Annotated in this window: 12 protein-coding genes; 6 read left to right on the plus strand and 6 right to left on the minus strand. The window is 71.3% G+C overall.

Annotated elements, in window-relative coordinates; all coding sequences use genetic code 11:
* Positions 1-3: 3 nt before the first annotated feature.
* The 3 genes from ACFY1L_RS49745 to ACFY1L_RS49755 form a co-directional block, all read right to left on the minus strand.
* The gene (locus tag ACFY1L_RS49745; protein ID WP_388841482.1) at positions 4-672 is read right to left on the minus strand and encodes a hypothetical protein; all 669 of its coding nucleotides are present in this window, start codon (positions 670-672) and stop codon (positions 4-6) included.
* Positions 669-2,471 carry a serine/threonine-protein kinase gene (locus ACFY1L_RS49750; RefSeq protein WP_388841485.1) on the minus strand — a complete coding sequence of 601 codons (1,803 nt, stop codon included), beginning with the start codon at positions 2,469-2,471 and terminating at the stop codon, positions 669-671. The genes ACFY1L_RS49745 and ACFY1L_RS49750 overlap by 4 nt, the downstream gene beginning before the upstream one ends.
* A gap of 180 nt (positions 2,472-2,651) precedes the next feature.
* Entirely contained in the window at positions 2,652-5,978 is a 3,327-nt protein-coding gene (locus ACFY1L_RS49755) for a BTAD domain-containing putative transcriptional regulator (RefSeq protein ID WP_388841488.1), read from the minus strand.
* Between the two features lie 307 nt (positions 5,979-6,285).
* On the opposite strand from ACFY1L_RS49755, the gene ACFY1L_RS49760 reads away from it, so the two are divergent.
* The 3 genes from ACFY1L_RS49760 to ACFY1L_RS49770 all read left to right on the plus strand — a co-directional run bounded on the left by ACFY1L_RS49760 (position 6,286) and on the right by ACFY1L_RS49770 (position 7,718).
* Positions 6,286-6,603: a transposase gene (locus ACFY1L_RS49760; RefSeq protein ID WP_388841869.1), complete on the plus strand. Its 318-nt coding sequence runs from the start codon at positions 6,286-6,288 to the stop codon at positions 6,601-6,603.
* 243 nt (positions 6,604-6,846) lie between these two features.
* On the plus strand, positions 6,847-7,023 hold the full coding sequence (locus ACFY1L_RS49765; RefSeq protein WP_388841491.1) for a hypothetical protein: 177 nt from the start codon (positions 6,847-6,849) through the stop codon (positions 7,021-7,023).
* Positions 7,024-7,172: 149 nt separating this feature from the next.
* The gene (locus ACFY1L_RS49770) at positions 7,173-7,718 is read left to right on the plus strand and encodes an ATP-binding protein (protein WP_388841493.1); all 546 of its coding nucleotides are present in this window, start codon (positions 7,173-7,175) and stop codon (positions 7,716-7,718) included.
* 59 nt (positions 7,719-7,777) lie between these two features.
* Here ACFY1L_RS49770 and ACFY1L_RS49775 read toward each other — a convergent pair whose 3' ends face one another.
* Positions 7,778-8,440 carry a hypothetical protein gene (locus ACFY1L_RS49775; protein WP_388841495.1) on the minus strand — a complete coding sequence of 221 codons (663 nt, stop codon included), beginning with the start codon at positions 8,438-8,440 and terminating at the stop codon, positions 7,778-7,780.
* 235 nt (positions 8,441-8,675) lie between these two features.
* Between ACFY1L_RS49775 and ACFY1L_RS49780 the strand changes: the two genes are divergently transcribed.
* The gene (locus tag ACFY1L_RS49780) at positions 8,676-9,404 is read left to right on the plus strand and encodes a GNAT family N-acetyltransferase (protein WP_388841497.1); all 729 of its coding nucleotides are present in this window, start codon (positions 8,676-8,678) and stop codon (positions 9,402-9,404) included.
* Positions 9,405-10,403: 999 nt separating this feature from the next.
* On the opposite strand, the gene ACFY1L_RS49785 is transcribed toward ACFY1L_RS49780, so the two are convergent.
* The gene (locus ACFY1L_RS49785; RefSeq protein ID WP_388841500.1) at positions 10,404-10,679 is read right to left on the minus strand and encodes a hypothetical protein; all 276 of its coding nucleotides are present in this window, start codon (positions 10,677-10,679) and stop codon (positions 10,404-10,406) included.
* Here ACFY1L_RS49785 and ACFY1L_RS49790 point away from each other — a divergent pair.
* Positions 10,666-11,154 carry a GNAT family N-acetyltransferase gene (locus ACFY1L_RS49790; protein ID WP_388841503.1) on the plus strand — a complete coding sequence of 163 codons (489 nt, stop codon included), beginning with the start codon at positions 10,666-10,668 and terminating at the stop codon, positions 11,152-11,154. The genes ACFY1L_RS49785 and ACFY1L_RS49790 overlap by 14 nt on opposite strands.
* Before the next feature lie 341 nt (positions 11,155-11,495).
* On the opposite strand, the gene ACFY1L_RS49795 is transcribed toward ACFY1L_RS49790, so the two are convergent.
* Positions 11,496-12,494 (minus strand): RNA polymerase subunit sigma-70, encoded by a 999-nt coding sequence (locus ACFY1L_RS49795; RefSeq protein WP_388841506.1) that lies wholly within the window; start codon positions 12,492-12,494, stop codon positions 11,496-11,498.
* Between the two features lie 387 nt (positions 12,495-12,881).
* Between ACFY1L_RS49795 and ACFY1L_RS49800 the strand changes: the two genes are divergently transcribed.
* The gene (locus ACFY1L_RS49800) at positions 12,882-14,570 is read left to right on the plus strand and encodes a hypothetical protein (protein WP_388841509.1); all 1,689 of its coding nucleotides are present in this window, start codon (positions 12,882-12,884) and stop codon (positions 14,568-14,570) included.
* Positions 14,571-14,791 lie beyond the last annotated feature (221 nt).

Below are 14,791 nucleotides of genomic sequence, written 5' to 3' on the forward strand. Positions count from 1 at the left end.
TGGTCAGGAGCAGTCGTACGTGAAGCTGGCCGAGGCCGTCAGCCGGTTCGGTGCGAGAACTTCGAGGGTGGCGGTGGCCTTCATCGTGCCGCGGCCGTCGAAGCTCCAGCGCAGGACGACCTCGGAGCGCTCGACGTTCCTGCCGACCTTCTGGTGGAGGACTTCGGAGGCCGTGCCGTCGCTGCGCTTCCAGCGGTAGTCGACGGTGCCGGGGTGCCCGTCGGTCTTCAGGACGCCGGTGACGAGGACCGTCTTCGCACAGTGGCCGACCTTTGGCGCGGTGACCGAGGCGTCCAGCACGTCGAGCGGTGACTCGGCCGCGCAGGAGCGCATGCCCACCAGGACGGCCACGACGACGGCGACCACCACCAGCAGGAACCGCAGCTCGCGCCGCCACCACGGCCGACGGCGCCGGACGCTCGCCCCCGACGCCGGGGCCGGGGTGAGCGTGCCCCGCCAGATGCCCGTCGCGCGGTCGTCGGCCGTGCCCGCCGCACCGGGCACCCCGGGCCCGAAACGGGTCTCCCCCTCGGCCCCTTCCGAAGGCGGGAGGTGGAGCGTCGCGGACGGATCCGCCGGTGGGAGGGTGGCGGTGAGATCGAGGTCGTCGGGGCGGAGCGCCGGATCGGTACGGGCGAACCGCAGTCGGGGGTCGTCGGAAGGTGTGTTCATCGGGGCGGGTCGCAATCGACGGGTGCGGCGGTGGACTGGAAGGAGCCGTTGCCCGAATCGGCGGCGGGGTCCGTGGTGACCTGGACGCCGAGGTAGTCGTAACGCGTCGGGATGGCGAAGGCGTGGGTGTAGCGGCCCGCGATCTGTGTCTTCCCCTCGGGCAGCGCGACCGGATCGGTGGCCACGACGGTTCCGACGGCGCCGGGCGAGTCGCTGACGTACCAGTTGAGGTAGAGCGTGCCGTCGGCGGCGCCGTCGGTCGTCACGCTGACGGAGGCCACGATGGTGCAGGCGGCCGAGGTCGGGCCGACCGCGTTGATCTGTACGGACTTCACGTCGAGGGTGGGCGCGGGTGCGGAGGTGCCTCCTCCCGTCGTCGTGCCGCCGCCGCTGGTCGTCGTGCCGCCGCCGGAGGTGCTGCCACCGGTGGTTCCCGTGCCGCCGCCCGTGGTGCTCGTGCCGCCGCCCGTCGTGGTCGTACCTCCAGCGCCGGACGATCCGCCGCCCGTGCCGCCCGTCCCACCGGACGCGGACCCGCCGGACGGTCCGTCCCCGTCGGGCGAGGCGCCGTCGTCCCCGGACGCCGACGCGGAGGGCGATCCGGTCCCCGACGGCGACGAGGAGCCGTCCGACGCCGAGGGGCTCCCGTCCGGGGAGTCGGCCGATCCGCTCGGACCGGTCCCGTCGGCGGATCCGTCCGACCCCGGACCGGACCCGGCCCCGTTCGTCGTGCGGTGCCCGGCACCCCCGCCCGTGGCGACCGCCGTCACCGCGACACCGCCGATCACCAGCACAACCCCGGCCGCCAGTCCGGCCAGCACCTTCGCCTTCCGGCCGGGCAGCCGACGGGCGCCCGGCCCGAGCGTGGTCGTGGCCAGGGCCGTCGTACCCGAGGCGGTACCGTCCGCCAGCGGGAAGAGGAGGAGCAACAGCGCGGCGAGCGCGGCGAGTTCGCGTCGGCCGCGCTCCTCCCACTCCTCGCCGTACGCGGTCGTGGCGACGGCCTCGAGCTCCTCGACGAACGCCGCCGCGCTCTCCGGGCGCTCCTCGGGCGTCTTGGCCAGACCCCTGCGGATCAGCGGGCGCACCGGCTCGGGAGCCAGCTCGTCCGGGATCGGCGCCTCGATGTGCTGGATCGCCAGCTCGGCCAGTGTCTGGCCGGGGTAGGGCTTCATGCCGGTCAGGCACTCGAAGAAGGTCGCGGTCGCCGCGTACACGTCGGTCGCCGGTCCGGCCTCCCCGCCGGTCCACTGCTCGGGCGCCATGTAGGTCGGGGTGCCCGAGGCGTTGGCGGCCACCCCGCTCGGCACGGCGATGCCGAAGTCCACGAGCTTGGAGGAGCCGTCGGCGGCGACCAGGACGTTGTCCGGCTTGTAGTCGCGGTGCACTACCCCCGCCGTGTGGGCGGCCGCGAGGCCGAGCAGTGAGCCCTTGAGGACGACGAGTGCGGCCTCGGGGGTCGTGGCGCCGTGCTCTCGGAGCAGCTTGCGCAGGGGTACGCCGTCCACGAGCTCCATGACGATGGCGGCGCCGCGCGGGCTCTCGACGTACTCGTACAGCTCGACGACATGGGGGGAGTGGAGCTCGCCCAGCAGCCGGGCCTCGGCGCGGAAGATCTCGCGGAAGGCGGGGTCGTCACGGAGCTGTTCGGCGAGGTACTTGATCGCCACCTGGGTGCCGGTCGTGTCGTGCGTGGCCAGGACCACCCGGCCGCTCGCCCCGGAACCCAGTTCCTTGATCTGTGTGTAGCCGGGGACCGCCCACTGGTCCTGGTCCCCGGCGCGTATCGCTTCGCTCATGTCTTTCGCCCCCCGGCCCGTCCCCCGGGCCGCCCCCGTTCGTTCTGCGTGGTGTGTCTGACGCGTGGTACATCTGATTCGGTTGCGGCCTGGATGATGCTCCACCGGTCTTGCGAACCGCTTGCAAGCCGATCGCAAGTCGGCCGCCGGATGCTCGTCCGACGGCCCGTCGTACGCCGGTCACACAGGGGGGAATCGGCGTCCGACGGCGTCCTGAGTGGTGTCACCGCAGGTCAAGGCCTGCAGGGACTGCTGGGCACGCGCATGCTCGAGACGGGCCCGGCCGTCGGCCAGCAGGGCGAGCGCCTCCCGGAGTTCGGGTCCGCCGTCGGGCCCGCGTGCCTCGCCCAGCAGCCGCAGCACCCGGCCGACGGTGCCGGGCGCGCCCCACCTACGGGCCATCAGCAGCTGTTCCCGCGCCAACTTCTCGGCCCGCTCCCGCTCACCCAGCCCGGTCAGCGCCCGTACCCGCAGCAGTTCCCCGTCCCACCACACCGGGTTCGCCACGGCCGGCTGGAGATGCCGTACGCCGTCGAGCACGGCCAACGCCTCCGCATACCGGCCCTCGGCGATCAGCACCCGCGCCTCACTCTCCTCGCGGAGCCGCGCCCCCTCCGCGCCCGCGGCCCGCGCCCTCATCCGCTCCAGACAGGCACGCGCACCGACGGTGTCCCCGAGGTCCAGCAGCACCCCGGTCAAAAACGCGCGACACTGCGGGGCACCGGGCGTGACCCCCCACGCGCCGAACTGTTCGAGCGCGGTCTCGAGCGACCGGCGGGCCTGGGGCAACTCGCCGTGTCGCCACTGCGTGAACCCGTTCCACAGGTGCGCCGACAGCGTCCCGATCAGTGACCCCCGCTGCCCGGCGTACGTCAGCGTCTCCTCCCACAGCAGCCTGACGTCCTCGTCGGCCAGGTGCAGCACGACGCCCGCCGTGCACCACGAGAGCACCTTTCCGCTGCGCAGCAGTACCCGGTCGGTGAGCGCGAACCGGGCCGAGGCGACGGCCGCGGCGCGGTCGAGCCCCCACACGGTGGCGTCCCTCGCCGCCTCGGCGGCGAGCATGCGGGCGCCGGGCCCGTCCCCGATGGGAGGCGGCGCCGCGACGCCGGGGCCGCTGGTGCCCACGGTGTACAGCCCGTGCGCGAAGGCGCCGAGCCGCGCCAGAGCCAGCAGCCCCTGCCGCTCGTCGGCCGTATCGTCCGCGGCGGCCCGCCCGGTGGGCAGCTCCGCCGCCGCCCGGGCCGCGAACTCGGCCGCCTCACCTGGTTTTCCGGTGTAGATCAGCGTCTGCGCGAGCAGACGCGCGGCGCCGACCCGCAGGGGCGACATCTCGTACGCCTCCCGCAGGTGACGGGCCGCCGCAGGCCCGTCTACGACGGCTTCGGCCCGCCCCAGTTCCAGCAGCACCTCGGGCCGCACGTCCCGCGCGGGCGGCTCGAGCAGCGCGCGGGTGAGCAGGGTGGCGGCCGCGTCGTTCGCGCCGGCGGCGCTCGCGCGAGCCGCGGCGGTGCGCAGGACGCCGACCACCCAGGGGTCGCCCCGATAGGGGACCAGGAGCAGATGCGAGGCGGTCCGCTCCTCAGCCGCACCGGCACGGTCGAGGAGCCGTGCCGCCCTCTCGTGCAGGGCCGGACGCTCACGCGGCGAAACCGTCCGCAGCACGGCCTCGCCGGCCAGGGGATGGACGAAAGTCAACGGGTACTGGTCACGGACCACTTCGGCCCGTACGAGAGCCGCCGTCGCCGTGGCCACGTCCTGCTCGGACAGTTCCGTGAAGGCGGCGACCGTCGGCAGCGAGGCCCCACCGTCACCGCTGCCGCCGTCGAGAACCGCTACCGCCCGTACGACGGCCGTGGCCGCGGACGGCAACCGGTCCAGCACGGTGAGCACGAGGTCGGAGACGGCACGGACGCCCGACTCCTCCACGGCGCGCAGGTCCGCCCCCGCCCCCGCCGTCTCCAGCGCCCCGAGCACATGTGTCAGCAGCAGCGGCAGCCCGGCCGACACCCGGTGACAGGCACGTTCGACCTCGCCGTCCACCGCGGCGCCAAGCAGCCGGCGCACCAGCCGGGCGGCGCCCGCCGCACTCAACGGCCCGGGCCGGATGTGCACCACCGTCGGGTCCTGCACGATGTCGGCCAGCACCCGCTCGTTCTCGCGCCGGGCAGCAGGCTCCCCGGCGCGCAGTGCGGTGACGACGAGGACCGGCAGGGTCTGGATACGCGGCAACAGATAGGCCAGGAAACGCAGGGATGCCGTATCGCACAACTGCAGGTCGTCCACGAGGAGGAGCAGGGGTCGCCGTGCGGGGTGGCCGTCGGTGACCAGGCGCTCGACGATCCGGTAGAGCCCGTGCAGGACGTGGAAGCTGTCGGGCCCGTCGGCGGCCTGCCCGTCGAACACCGGGGTGGCAGCGGCCGGTAGCGTGCCGTCGTGCCCGGCGACCGTCTCGCCGAGCAACCGGCGTACCACGTCGTGGGGATCGTACGGGCGGGTTCCGGCGGAAGCCTCCGCCTTCGCGCAGCCCTCCGGACCGTCACCGAGGTCCAGCACCCGTACGCCCCATTCCCTGCCCAGCCGCCCCGCCTCTGTCAGCAGTGCGCTCCGGCCGATTCCCGCAGGGCCCTGCACACACACCAGCCCGCCGTGGCCCGCGACCACGTCCGACAGACATTGCCGCAGCTCGGCCAACTCCCTTTCCCGCTCGATGAGTTGGCCGAACACGAAGGCGGGCACAGCCGCGGGTGCGGACGTGGGCGGAGCAGACGGCAGGGGTGCGTCGAGACGCGGCGCGTGGGACAGGACCTCGGCCTCGACGCTGCGCAGGGCGGGGCCGGGGTCGATGCCCAGCCGGTCGGCGAGGGTGCGCCGTGCGCGGCGGAGTACGGAAAGGGCTTCGGCCTGGCCATGGGCGCGGTAGTGGGCGAGGGCCAGCAGGGACCAGCGTTCCTCGCGCAGGGGTTGTTCGGCGACGAGGTCCTCGGCTTCGGTGAGCAGCGCCTCGGTGCGCTCCCCGCACTCCAGGCGGGCGGCCAGTAGCCGTTCCCGTACCACCTCACGCAGTTCTCCCAGGCGCGCCGCCTCCGTCCGCGCCCACGGCCCGTCCGCGAACCCGGCGAAGGCCGGACCTCGCCAGAGAGCGAGCGCCTCGGTGAGCAGGAGCACCCTCTCCGTCGGCAGCACGGACTGCCCGGCCTGCTGGAGCAGCGCTTCGAACCGCCAGGCGTCGACCTCGTCCGCGGCGAGACGGATCGCGTAACCGGCGCCTTCCCGCACGATGACACTGCTGCGGGTACCGGCCGGCCGGGCCGGTTCCAGTTGCCGTCGCAGCCGCGAGACGTACGCCTGCAGAGCACCGACCGCGCTCGGCGGCGGCTCCTCGCCCCACACGACGTCGATCAGCCGGTCGCCCGTGACCACGGCGCCCCGTGCCAGCACCAGCAGCGCGAACACCGCACGTGGCCGGGGCCCGCCCAGGCTCAGGGCCCGTCCGTCGTGCGTCACGGTCAATTCACCAAGGACACCGACCCGGAGACCGGCAGCCCTGCGGGGATCCGGTCCCAGGGCGCCCGGTCTCGGCCCCTCTCCGGCGGCGTGCTCCATACGTCCCCACTCACTGTCGACCGTTCGACCGATTGGACCATGCCAGGGAGTCGACGGACATGCCCTGTTCGCATTGGTTTGGCCGCCGTCCAGTGCCCATCGCTCGCTCGCCGAGGTGATGTTCCCGGCGCCGAGCCGAAAAGCAGGGACAACATGATCGAGGCGTGGCTCATCCTCGGCCTGACTGCGCCGGTAATCGGCCCGCTGGCTGTCACCGGTCGACCGCGGGAAGGCGGGCAGCGAACACCACCTGATCTGCGACGGGAAGGGCACGCGGGTCAAAGTCGTCACCACCGTGGCCAACGTCAACGACGTCACCCAGACCCTGCTTCTGGTTGACGGCGTCCCGCCCGTCGCCGGAAACCCCGGCCGCCCACGCATGCGCCCCGATGTACTCCTCGGCGACAAGGGCTACGACAGCAACCCCAACCGGCGCGGACTGCGCAAGCGCCGCATCCTGCCGGTGATCTCCCGCAAGGGGCGCCCCCAACATCAAGGGCCTGGGCAAGCTCCGCCACGCCGTTGAGCAGGCCCTCTCGCTCTTGCACCACTCCAAGCGCCACGGCCGTGCGCTGGGAACGACGCCTCGACCTGCGCGATGCCGTCGTCTCTCTCGCCTGCGGCCTCATCTGCTCGAGAAGCCTCAAGAAGGTCCGCAGCAGGGGGCTCTGCTACGGGACAACCGCGCCTGCACCACCACCCCGCCAACAACCAGCGCAGCGGCCTGACTCGGTCATCAAGTGAGATCCTGGAGGACTCGGACCTGCTCGTGTTTCGTACGGGCCGAACGACCGTCAGCGCGTCGTGGGAGCTACTCGGTACTTGGTACGTCGATGTCGAGGACGCCCCCACCCCAGAGGCCGCCGACCAGCTCGTCTGCGACATGGCCCGCCAGCTCGCAGAAGCGACGGGCCGGCAAGCCCTCCACTACCGGATCACCGACTGACGAACACTCGTCCCCCTGCTGCCCTCGAGACCAGCCTCGCGCTTGACTCGGCCATTGAGACTCCACCCGACCCCGTGGGCACCCCACCATCTCCTGCGACGAGCGGCTCGACCTCCTGCGCAGCCCGCGCGCGTTACCGAAACAGCAGCGTGAAACCCTGGTGCTGCGCTGCCTGTTCGACCTGCCCTAGGAGCACGTCGCTGACGTCATGGGCGTACGGCCCAGCTCGGTGCGGGGCCACGTATCCCGCGCACTGTCCCGCCTCGCCCAGATGTACGACGAAGGAAGGGGGATGCACATCAGCGTCGAAGAGCGGCTGGAGCAGCAGCTCCGCGCCCTGGCGCCCTGGTGCGTCAGGTCGGCCCCGAGGCGCCGACGGTCGAGTACAAGGAACAGATGGCCGATACCGTCGCCCGGGGGTTGCGGAGCTGGCCAACACCTACGGTGGTCCCCTGCTGATCGGCGTCACCGACAAAACCCGGGTCGTCCGGGGTGTCAAGGAGATGACGATCGACTCGGTGGCTGAGCACTGCCACGCCAAGATCGAACCGCCCTGGGTGCGCGAGATCATCTCGGTCCCTGTAGGCCAGGGTTCAGACCTGTACGTGCTCGTCCTTCGTGTTGTTCCCGGCCTGCACCCGCGCCCGCTCCTGGTGGACGGCGTCGCCCATGTACGAGACCAACCAATTGACTGACCATCGACAACGGCGTCATGTATGCGTTCTGATAGCCCGTATGGCGTGGCATTGCAGCTCTACCGCTCGGCGGTGTCGTCCTCACTGCCAATCTCGTAGATCCGTTCTTGAAGCCGTTCAGCGGCCCAGTCCAGCCCGACGCCCAGGTCAAACCAGTGCCGGTCCTTGCGGACTCCGGGCGGTGAGAGGTTCACCGCCGCCCAGGAGAACACCCCCAGGAGGCTGGAACGCCCGTGCTGCGTGGTGCGCACGGACAACGCAAACGGCGCGGCGAGTGCTGCGCGGGTGACCAACATGACCTGCTCGTCCTCAGAATGTCGACGCCCACCCGTGAGAAACCGAGGCGTTTCAAGGATCTTGACCCACTCGACCACTGCGTCTGCCACCTGGGCGCGCAAGGACTCTTCGATGCCCTGCCGGACGGCGGTCGCGGGATCATCGCCGAGCCAGCCAAGCCAGTGATCAGGATCCGTGAGCTTGCTGAAGTCGTCCTGTGGCACCCCGTGACGGGGATTCTCCTGGTACTCACCTGTCAGTTTCCCGCTGCTGTCCACCAACCACGCGCCGCGGATTGCCTCGGGAGGTACGTAGCCGTTCGGGTCGTCGATATACGTCGGGTCGATCTCGGCGACGCTGCCACCGGGATTCTCAGCAGCCGCAGCCAGCAGCGCCGGCTCGTTCGGTATGCCCTTACGTCGGCTTTGCGAGCCAAAACGCCCCACGTTCCCACCCTCACCGTTGCCTGCCCAGTTGACCGCGATTGTGCCGCACCGGTCAGGACCGCATGAGGGGGGTGTGCGTGACGGCAACGGGTGGGTGGGGAATCTCAGCGAGCAGGTCTGTCCCAAGCCCAGGCAAGGGGTGGGGATCTTTTTCATCAGGCCCCATCACCGTTCGCCCGGTCTGGCGGTGCTTGCTTGGGGTGCTGGCTGTTCGGGCGGTGGGTAGCTTTCGGGGATGGTGAAGAAGGCGAAGAAGCGGCCGTCGTCGACTGGGTTGGTGCGGGTGACGAAGCGGAAGGTGATGGACGGCTTACCCGGGCCGGGGGTGCGGATTCGGTACGCGGTGCCGGAGGAGGCCGGTGCGGTCACCGCGCTGCTGAAGACGGCGGCGGACGGCCTGGAGACGGGCCATCTTGAGGCGCTTGCCGAAGGGCGGTGCGGGACGTGGCTGTTGGACGGGCTCGCGGGCGCGAGTCTGGTCGAGCCTCTCGTCCGGGCGGCGGCGGCCGGCGAGATGCAGTCGGCGGCGGCCGCGATGTCGCTGCCGCTGGTCGCGCAGGACCGGGAGGGCCAGGTCGTCGGTGCGCTGCTGGGCGTGCCGTCCGGCACGGTCATCTCGACGGTCGCCCGGCTGCCGGGCCACGACCAGCACGCCCTGCTCTCGATGGTCAAGTACGCGAAGATCAAAGCGGTCGCGGTGAGTGAGGACGCCCGGGGGCGCGGGATCGGGGCCGCGTTGTTGAAGCGGTGCGTACAGCTGTACTGGCAGCTCGACTACATGCTGCTGTTCGGCGGGTTCGAGACACCGCGCGGGCTCGGGCCGTACTACACGCGCCGGGGCTTCACCGTGCTGCGGCCCGGGCAGACGATCGACGTCGGCACCGTGCTCGCCGGCGTGCCGATCCAGCTCGGTGCGGGACCGGGCGAGACGCTCTTCCACCGGTGGCGCGGCCGCGTCAGGTGACCGGTGACAATCCGTCACCTGCGGCAGGTCGTGGCGGGCGTCGGCCGTGGCGAAGGCCCTGGTGAGCCCGGCCATGAGGGCGTCGTCGATGCGGTAGCGCCGGGCTCGCTCGCCCGCTGGAGTGGGGGCTGCACCGGACTGATGCCCGGCCCGTCGGCAGGGGCGGGCACCCATGCCGCCCCGGAGGGGCCCATGCTTCCGACGCATCTGTATCCGGCCACGGACAGAGAGACCGGCCACGCGGGGTGGTGACCACTGTCCTTGATCTGTGACGGTCCCACCTGGCACAGGTCGTAACGCCCGTCCATCGGCGTCCAGCCTTTCCATCTCGGGCACGAAGTCGCAGGTCAGGGCCTTCAGGTCCGGGAGAGTCCGCCCAGTTGGTGACAGCTGTGTGATGGCGGGTGATACGGCGGAGTCCGTCGGGAACCGACCGGAGCACCTTGCCGAGCCAGGCGCTGTGTTCGGTGCGCTCGGCCGGGCCAGAGGCGGACCGGGCAGGCTGTGCGAACACGGCGGCGTGATCGGTGGGGTCGGCCGGATCAGGGGTCGACAGGGCACGAATACCGGCGGACACCGCGGTGTCCGCCGGTGTGGAGAACGCGTCTGGGCCGCCGAACAGTCAGGCCAGTGAGGCGCTGCGGTTCGGACAGGAGGGCGCCGAGCAGGGCCTGCTCGGCGTAGTGCACCGGCGGACCTCCATACGGCCGGCGGCGAGATCGGAGACGCCTGGCGGACGAGCGGCTGGTCGACCAGGCCAAGACGCTTGCCCGCCATCGACCACGCCCGGCACGGCGGGGGAGGTGGTCAGCCCGGGAATCCGACTGGAGAAGATCCATACGGTATAGCGCGCGACATCGGTCTGGATCGTCAACTGAACAACTCGAGTTCGGGTTTTGTAGGCCCAGCCGTTCTACTCCATGCCGATGTCCCGGGCCCCGAGGACTGTGAGGGCGTGGTTCCAGCCGGGGCCGGCGAACAGGTCGAGGATGATCCGCCTCACGAGGCTGGCTCGGAACTTTCCTGTACCGGCTCGGCTTCGCCACGGCAGGCCAAGGGAGAGCAGCCGTCGACCATGCCGTGCCCCAGCTCCTCCGCATCGGTTCGGGCGTCCAGTTGCTGCTGGCGGGCGGCCGATTCGGCGGCAGTGACGTGGCCGATCGGGGCCTGGGCGAGCGGTTCCCGGGAGCGGTGCAGGAACGCCTGCCCGAGCAGCCGACCCGCCGCACGAAGGCACTCCCCGGTGCGAAATACTCTCCCGATGAGTTCACGCACCTCCCCGATCAGCCAGCCGATCACGATACGGAGGGCCGTCGCGCGGGATGCCAAACGGCTCACGCGGCTCGTGCGTGGCTCAGGCGCATACGAGGGTAAGTACGCAGCCGCAGTCGCGGGCTACCGGGTCGGTCCTGATTACATCGAGGCCCACCGCGCTTTTGTGGCCGTCGGCGCTGACGAGCATGGAGACCGGGTCCTCGGGTTCTACTCGCTCGTCCTCGAGCCACCGGAGCTCGACCTGCTGTTCGTCGCCGATGAAGCGCAAGGACGGGGTATTGGGCGGCTGCTTGTCGCGCACATGCAGTCCGAGGCCCGTGCCGCCGGGCTCGACCGTGTCAACGTCGTGTCGCATCGTCCCGCCGAGGACTTCTACCACCGCGTTGGTGCGGTGCGGACCGGGACCGTGTTTGCGAACCCGCCCGCCGTGCCGTGGGACCGTCCCGAATTCGAGTTTCGCATTCCTTCGGAATGACGCGGTCTGCCGGTTCGCATGGCACCGGCTTCGCCTGCATGGTGGCCGGCATGCAGGAGATTCGGTAACTGGCGTACGGGTGTGTTGACTGGCATATGACGGTCGTGGTCCTGGGGTGACGATGCGCACCCTCGCCGTGCGACGACCGGGGTTCCGCAGGGCGCGGACGCCGGTGCCGCGGAGCCAGAACCCGGCGCCGCGTCCGAGGACTGGCCCGGGCTCGCCGTCGCGCAGCTCCAGCTGCACCCGCCCGCGGGTGACGACGCCGAACGCGTCGCGCCATTCCGCGGCGACCACCGCGACACGCGCGCCACCGGGGAGCGAGAGCGTCCCCATCGGGACTATTCCGTGCCGTCTGCCGGCAGGCGCTCCGGCAGCTCGAGTCGCGGGAACTGGTCGTCGTGGAACGTGAGGATCTCGGTGATCGCCCCACCGGTGATGCGCAGGACGTCGATCGTCAGCGGCAGGTACGCGCCCTCCCGCTTCTGCCAGTGGTAGAAGGCGACGGCGGGCTGCCGGTTCACGGAGGTGAGGACGGCGTGCAGGCCCTTCATACCCTCGAAGCCGCTCTCGACCCAGTAGTTGACCACCGCGTCGCGGCCTACATACAGGCCCGGCGTGGGCGGCATCGAGCAGCGGACGTCGTCCCGCAGCAGTGCGGCGAGCCTGTCGACGTCCGTGGCCACGCTGGCGTCGGTATAGCGGCGCACCAGCTCGCGCGTCCCGGCGTCCTCCTCGCCGCCGGTCCAGTCCTGCCGCTCGGCGGGCAGGTGCTCCCGCATGCCGGCGCGGGCTCGCTGCAGTGCGCTGTTCACGGAGTTGACGGATTCCCCGAGGAGCTCCGCGACGCCCTTCGCCGGCCAGCCGAGCACGTCCCGCAGGATCAGCACCGCCCGCGGGCGCGGCGCGAGGTGCTGGACTGCGACCAGGTACGCCAGCTCGATCGTCTCCCGCGCGACGGCGACGGCCTCCGGCTCGTCCGCGTCGCCTGCCGGCAGCTCGTCGAGCAGCCGGTCCGGGTAGGGCTGCAGCCACAGCACCTCGCCGCCGGTCGCAGGCTCCGGGCGGCGTTTGGCGAGCAGGTCCAGGCAAGCGTTGGTGGCGATCCGGTACAGCCAGGCCCGGAACGACGACCGCCCCTCGAAGGTCTCCCGCCGCCGCCAGGCACGGAGGAACGTCTCCTGCACGGTGTCCTCGGCGTCCTCGAACGACCCGAGCATCCGGTAGCAGTGCACATGCAGCTCCCGCCGGTGCCGCTCCGCCAGCCCCGAGAACGCCCGCTCGTCGAACTCGCCCAGACCGCTCCCGCCCAGCTCCTCCAGCCGCGTGTCCGCACTCATCACGTCATCCTTCCGCCTCGTCGTGTCCCGTCGTAGGTGTGACGGGTGCGGGCGCGAAAACTCATCACCAGGGTCGGTCGGCATGGCTGAGCGTTTTTTCGTCCTTGGCAGGTCGGGTTTGCGACGTGGTGTGCCGCCCAGCTGGACAGTGTTGACCGGGAGGACAGCTTCGACACCGCCTCAGGTGCGGCCAGCGGCCTGACCTGGCTGCGCCCCCGCTATGCCCAGGTCCTGCCCGGGGCGGGGACGGGCCTGGGCGCCCGGGCCTTCTTCCATCTGCTCGGTGCCGAGAAGGGACCTCGGCTCCGGCCGCACCCCGGAGCCGAACATCGCTTCACGGCTTCCTACCCGAACGAGGGTCTGCCGGCCCGGATCCAGGGCGGCCCGGTGGAGCGCCGGAAGGACCTCCAGAACCGGTCGGCCACCTACACCTTGGAGGATCACGACAGCCCTGACCTGATGGCCGTCGTCTGTGACATCGCCGCGGAGAAGGACGGGACGGTACGACGTCGGCGGGCTGCCGCGCTGTTGCGGGTGCTGGGACGCTCCTGGGGTGCCTTGTCCGAGCACCATAGGGTTCGCGCCGTCTCGGACTACCAGACGTGGAACTCCTGTGGGGAGACGGACGGCTTCTGGCTGTGGCAGCTGAAGACCACGGCTTGGCTGGACAACCAGGACGGCGAGCCGGCTGCTCCCTGCGGCCTGCGCGAGCGTACGACCAGTACTGTCGCCGTCTACGGCGCGGACAGTGCCGGATTCCTGCACCCCGACCTCCAGCGGGCGGTGGGCAGGCAAGGAGAGGTACTGGTCGCTCTGGGCGTTACCGGCGAGCCGGGCATGGCCGACCTCTTGGAAGCACTGTGCCGACTGCGTGACCGGGAGGCCGGTGCCGCGGTCCATCCGGCGGCGCAGCTCTTGTACCGGGCGCTCGCCGAGCAATTGGCCACCCACCGGGGCAAGGACGCAGCACGGGTGACCGCCGATGTTGTGCGTGCTTTCGGGCAGGACCGCGGACTGGTTCTCACCACTCTGGGCTGGCGCCGGCCGGGCGCCTGCTTCCGTGGCCTCCCGGTTTTCGGCCAGTGGGCCGCCTTCGCCCCGTCCTTCAAGGGCAGCGACGTCCTCTGGGAGACCCTCGGAGTTCCGGAGGCAGGTGCGGAAGACGCGGTACGAGTTGTCAGGGATGTGACGCGTGAGGGGAGGGAGAGGCGGGACGTGCTGGCGCCGGTCGACGCCGAGGCCGAGACCGTGATGCGTGAGCCCCTGCAGATGCTCGCCGGAACAGCGGGCGAACGGCCAGAGAGGGTGACAGCCTCCCTCGTGGGGAGACTGCCGTTGCGCACGAGCCAGGGGTGGACCAGCAAGCGTCCGGTATACGCGGCTGACGCGACGTTGGCCGAGGCATTGGGCTCCCAGATCCCTATGTGGCTGCCGGGCGCGGAACTCGAACAGTTCAGGGCGCTCCTCGGACCCTTGCGGGTGACCGAGTTGGGAGCGGCGGACATCACCTTCCGTCCCGCGGAGGACGCGCCCGTCGACAAGGAAGCGACCGACCTGGTGCGTGATGCGCTGGATCTGCTCCTCGAGGACCTCCAGCGCAACGCCCTCGCCGTTGCGGGATCGCTCGATTGCCCCTGGGAGAACCTGGCCGAGCTCGAGGTGCGGATCACTTCGTCTCTGGAGTGCATGGTCACCCTCCCCGGCGGGGAATCGGCTCAGGGGCCGGTGCGTACTGCTCTCGACTGGGACGCCCGCACGCTGTGGACGGTGGACCGCGAGCTGTTGAGGCGGCCGTCGGAGGCGGGCCGGGCCATCGTGACTCGCTTCACCGAAGACCGGCGCCAGGTCGCCAACTCCTGGGCGGCCGCCTACGACGAGGCGGAACGCGGACGAGAGGCGGTGCGGCTCGAGCTGGCCGAGGAGCGGGTCGCACAGAGCCAAGCTGCGACGGATGCCGAGCGTGCCCAGCGACTCGCGCAACCACTCGCATCGCTCCCGCAGTGGAGACCGAAGTCAAGACGGCCCAGAACAAGGAAGGCGCCCGGCCGTCCGCGCCGGCACCCCTGCCGCCGGTGACTGTCCGCCCGGCCCTGGTCGTACCGCTCCCGACACCGCGAGAGTTCGCCGATCCGGCACCTCTCCGCATCACCGGCGTCCGCCGGACCACCCAGGCGTCGTCGTCCGCTGGCGGTGTGTCAGGGGTCGGCGGAGGGCCACCCGCCAGAGCCCACCTCACCCCGCCCGCACACGCACCGGCCCTGTCCGCCCCGCGTCCGGTGCCCCCTGCGCCCAACATC

Origin of the sequence: Streptomyces sp. NPDC001663 (genome assembly GCF_042893105.1) — a bacterium.
Taxonomy (GTDB): Bacteria; Actinomycetota; Actinomycetes; order Streptomycetales; family Streptomycetaceae; genus Streptomyces.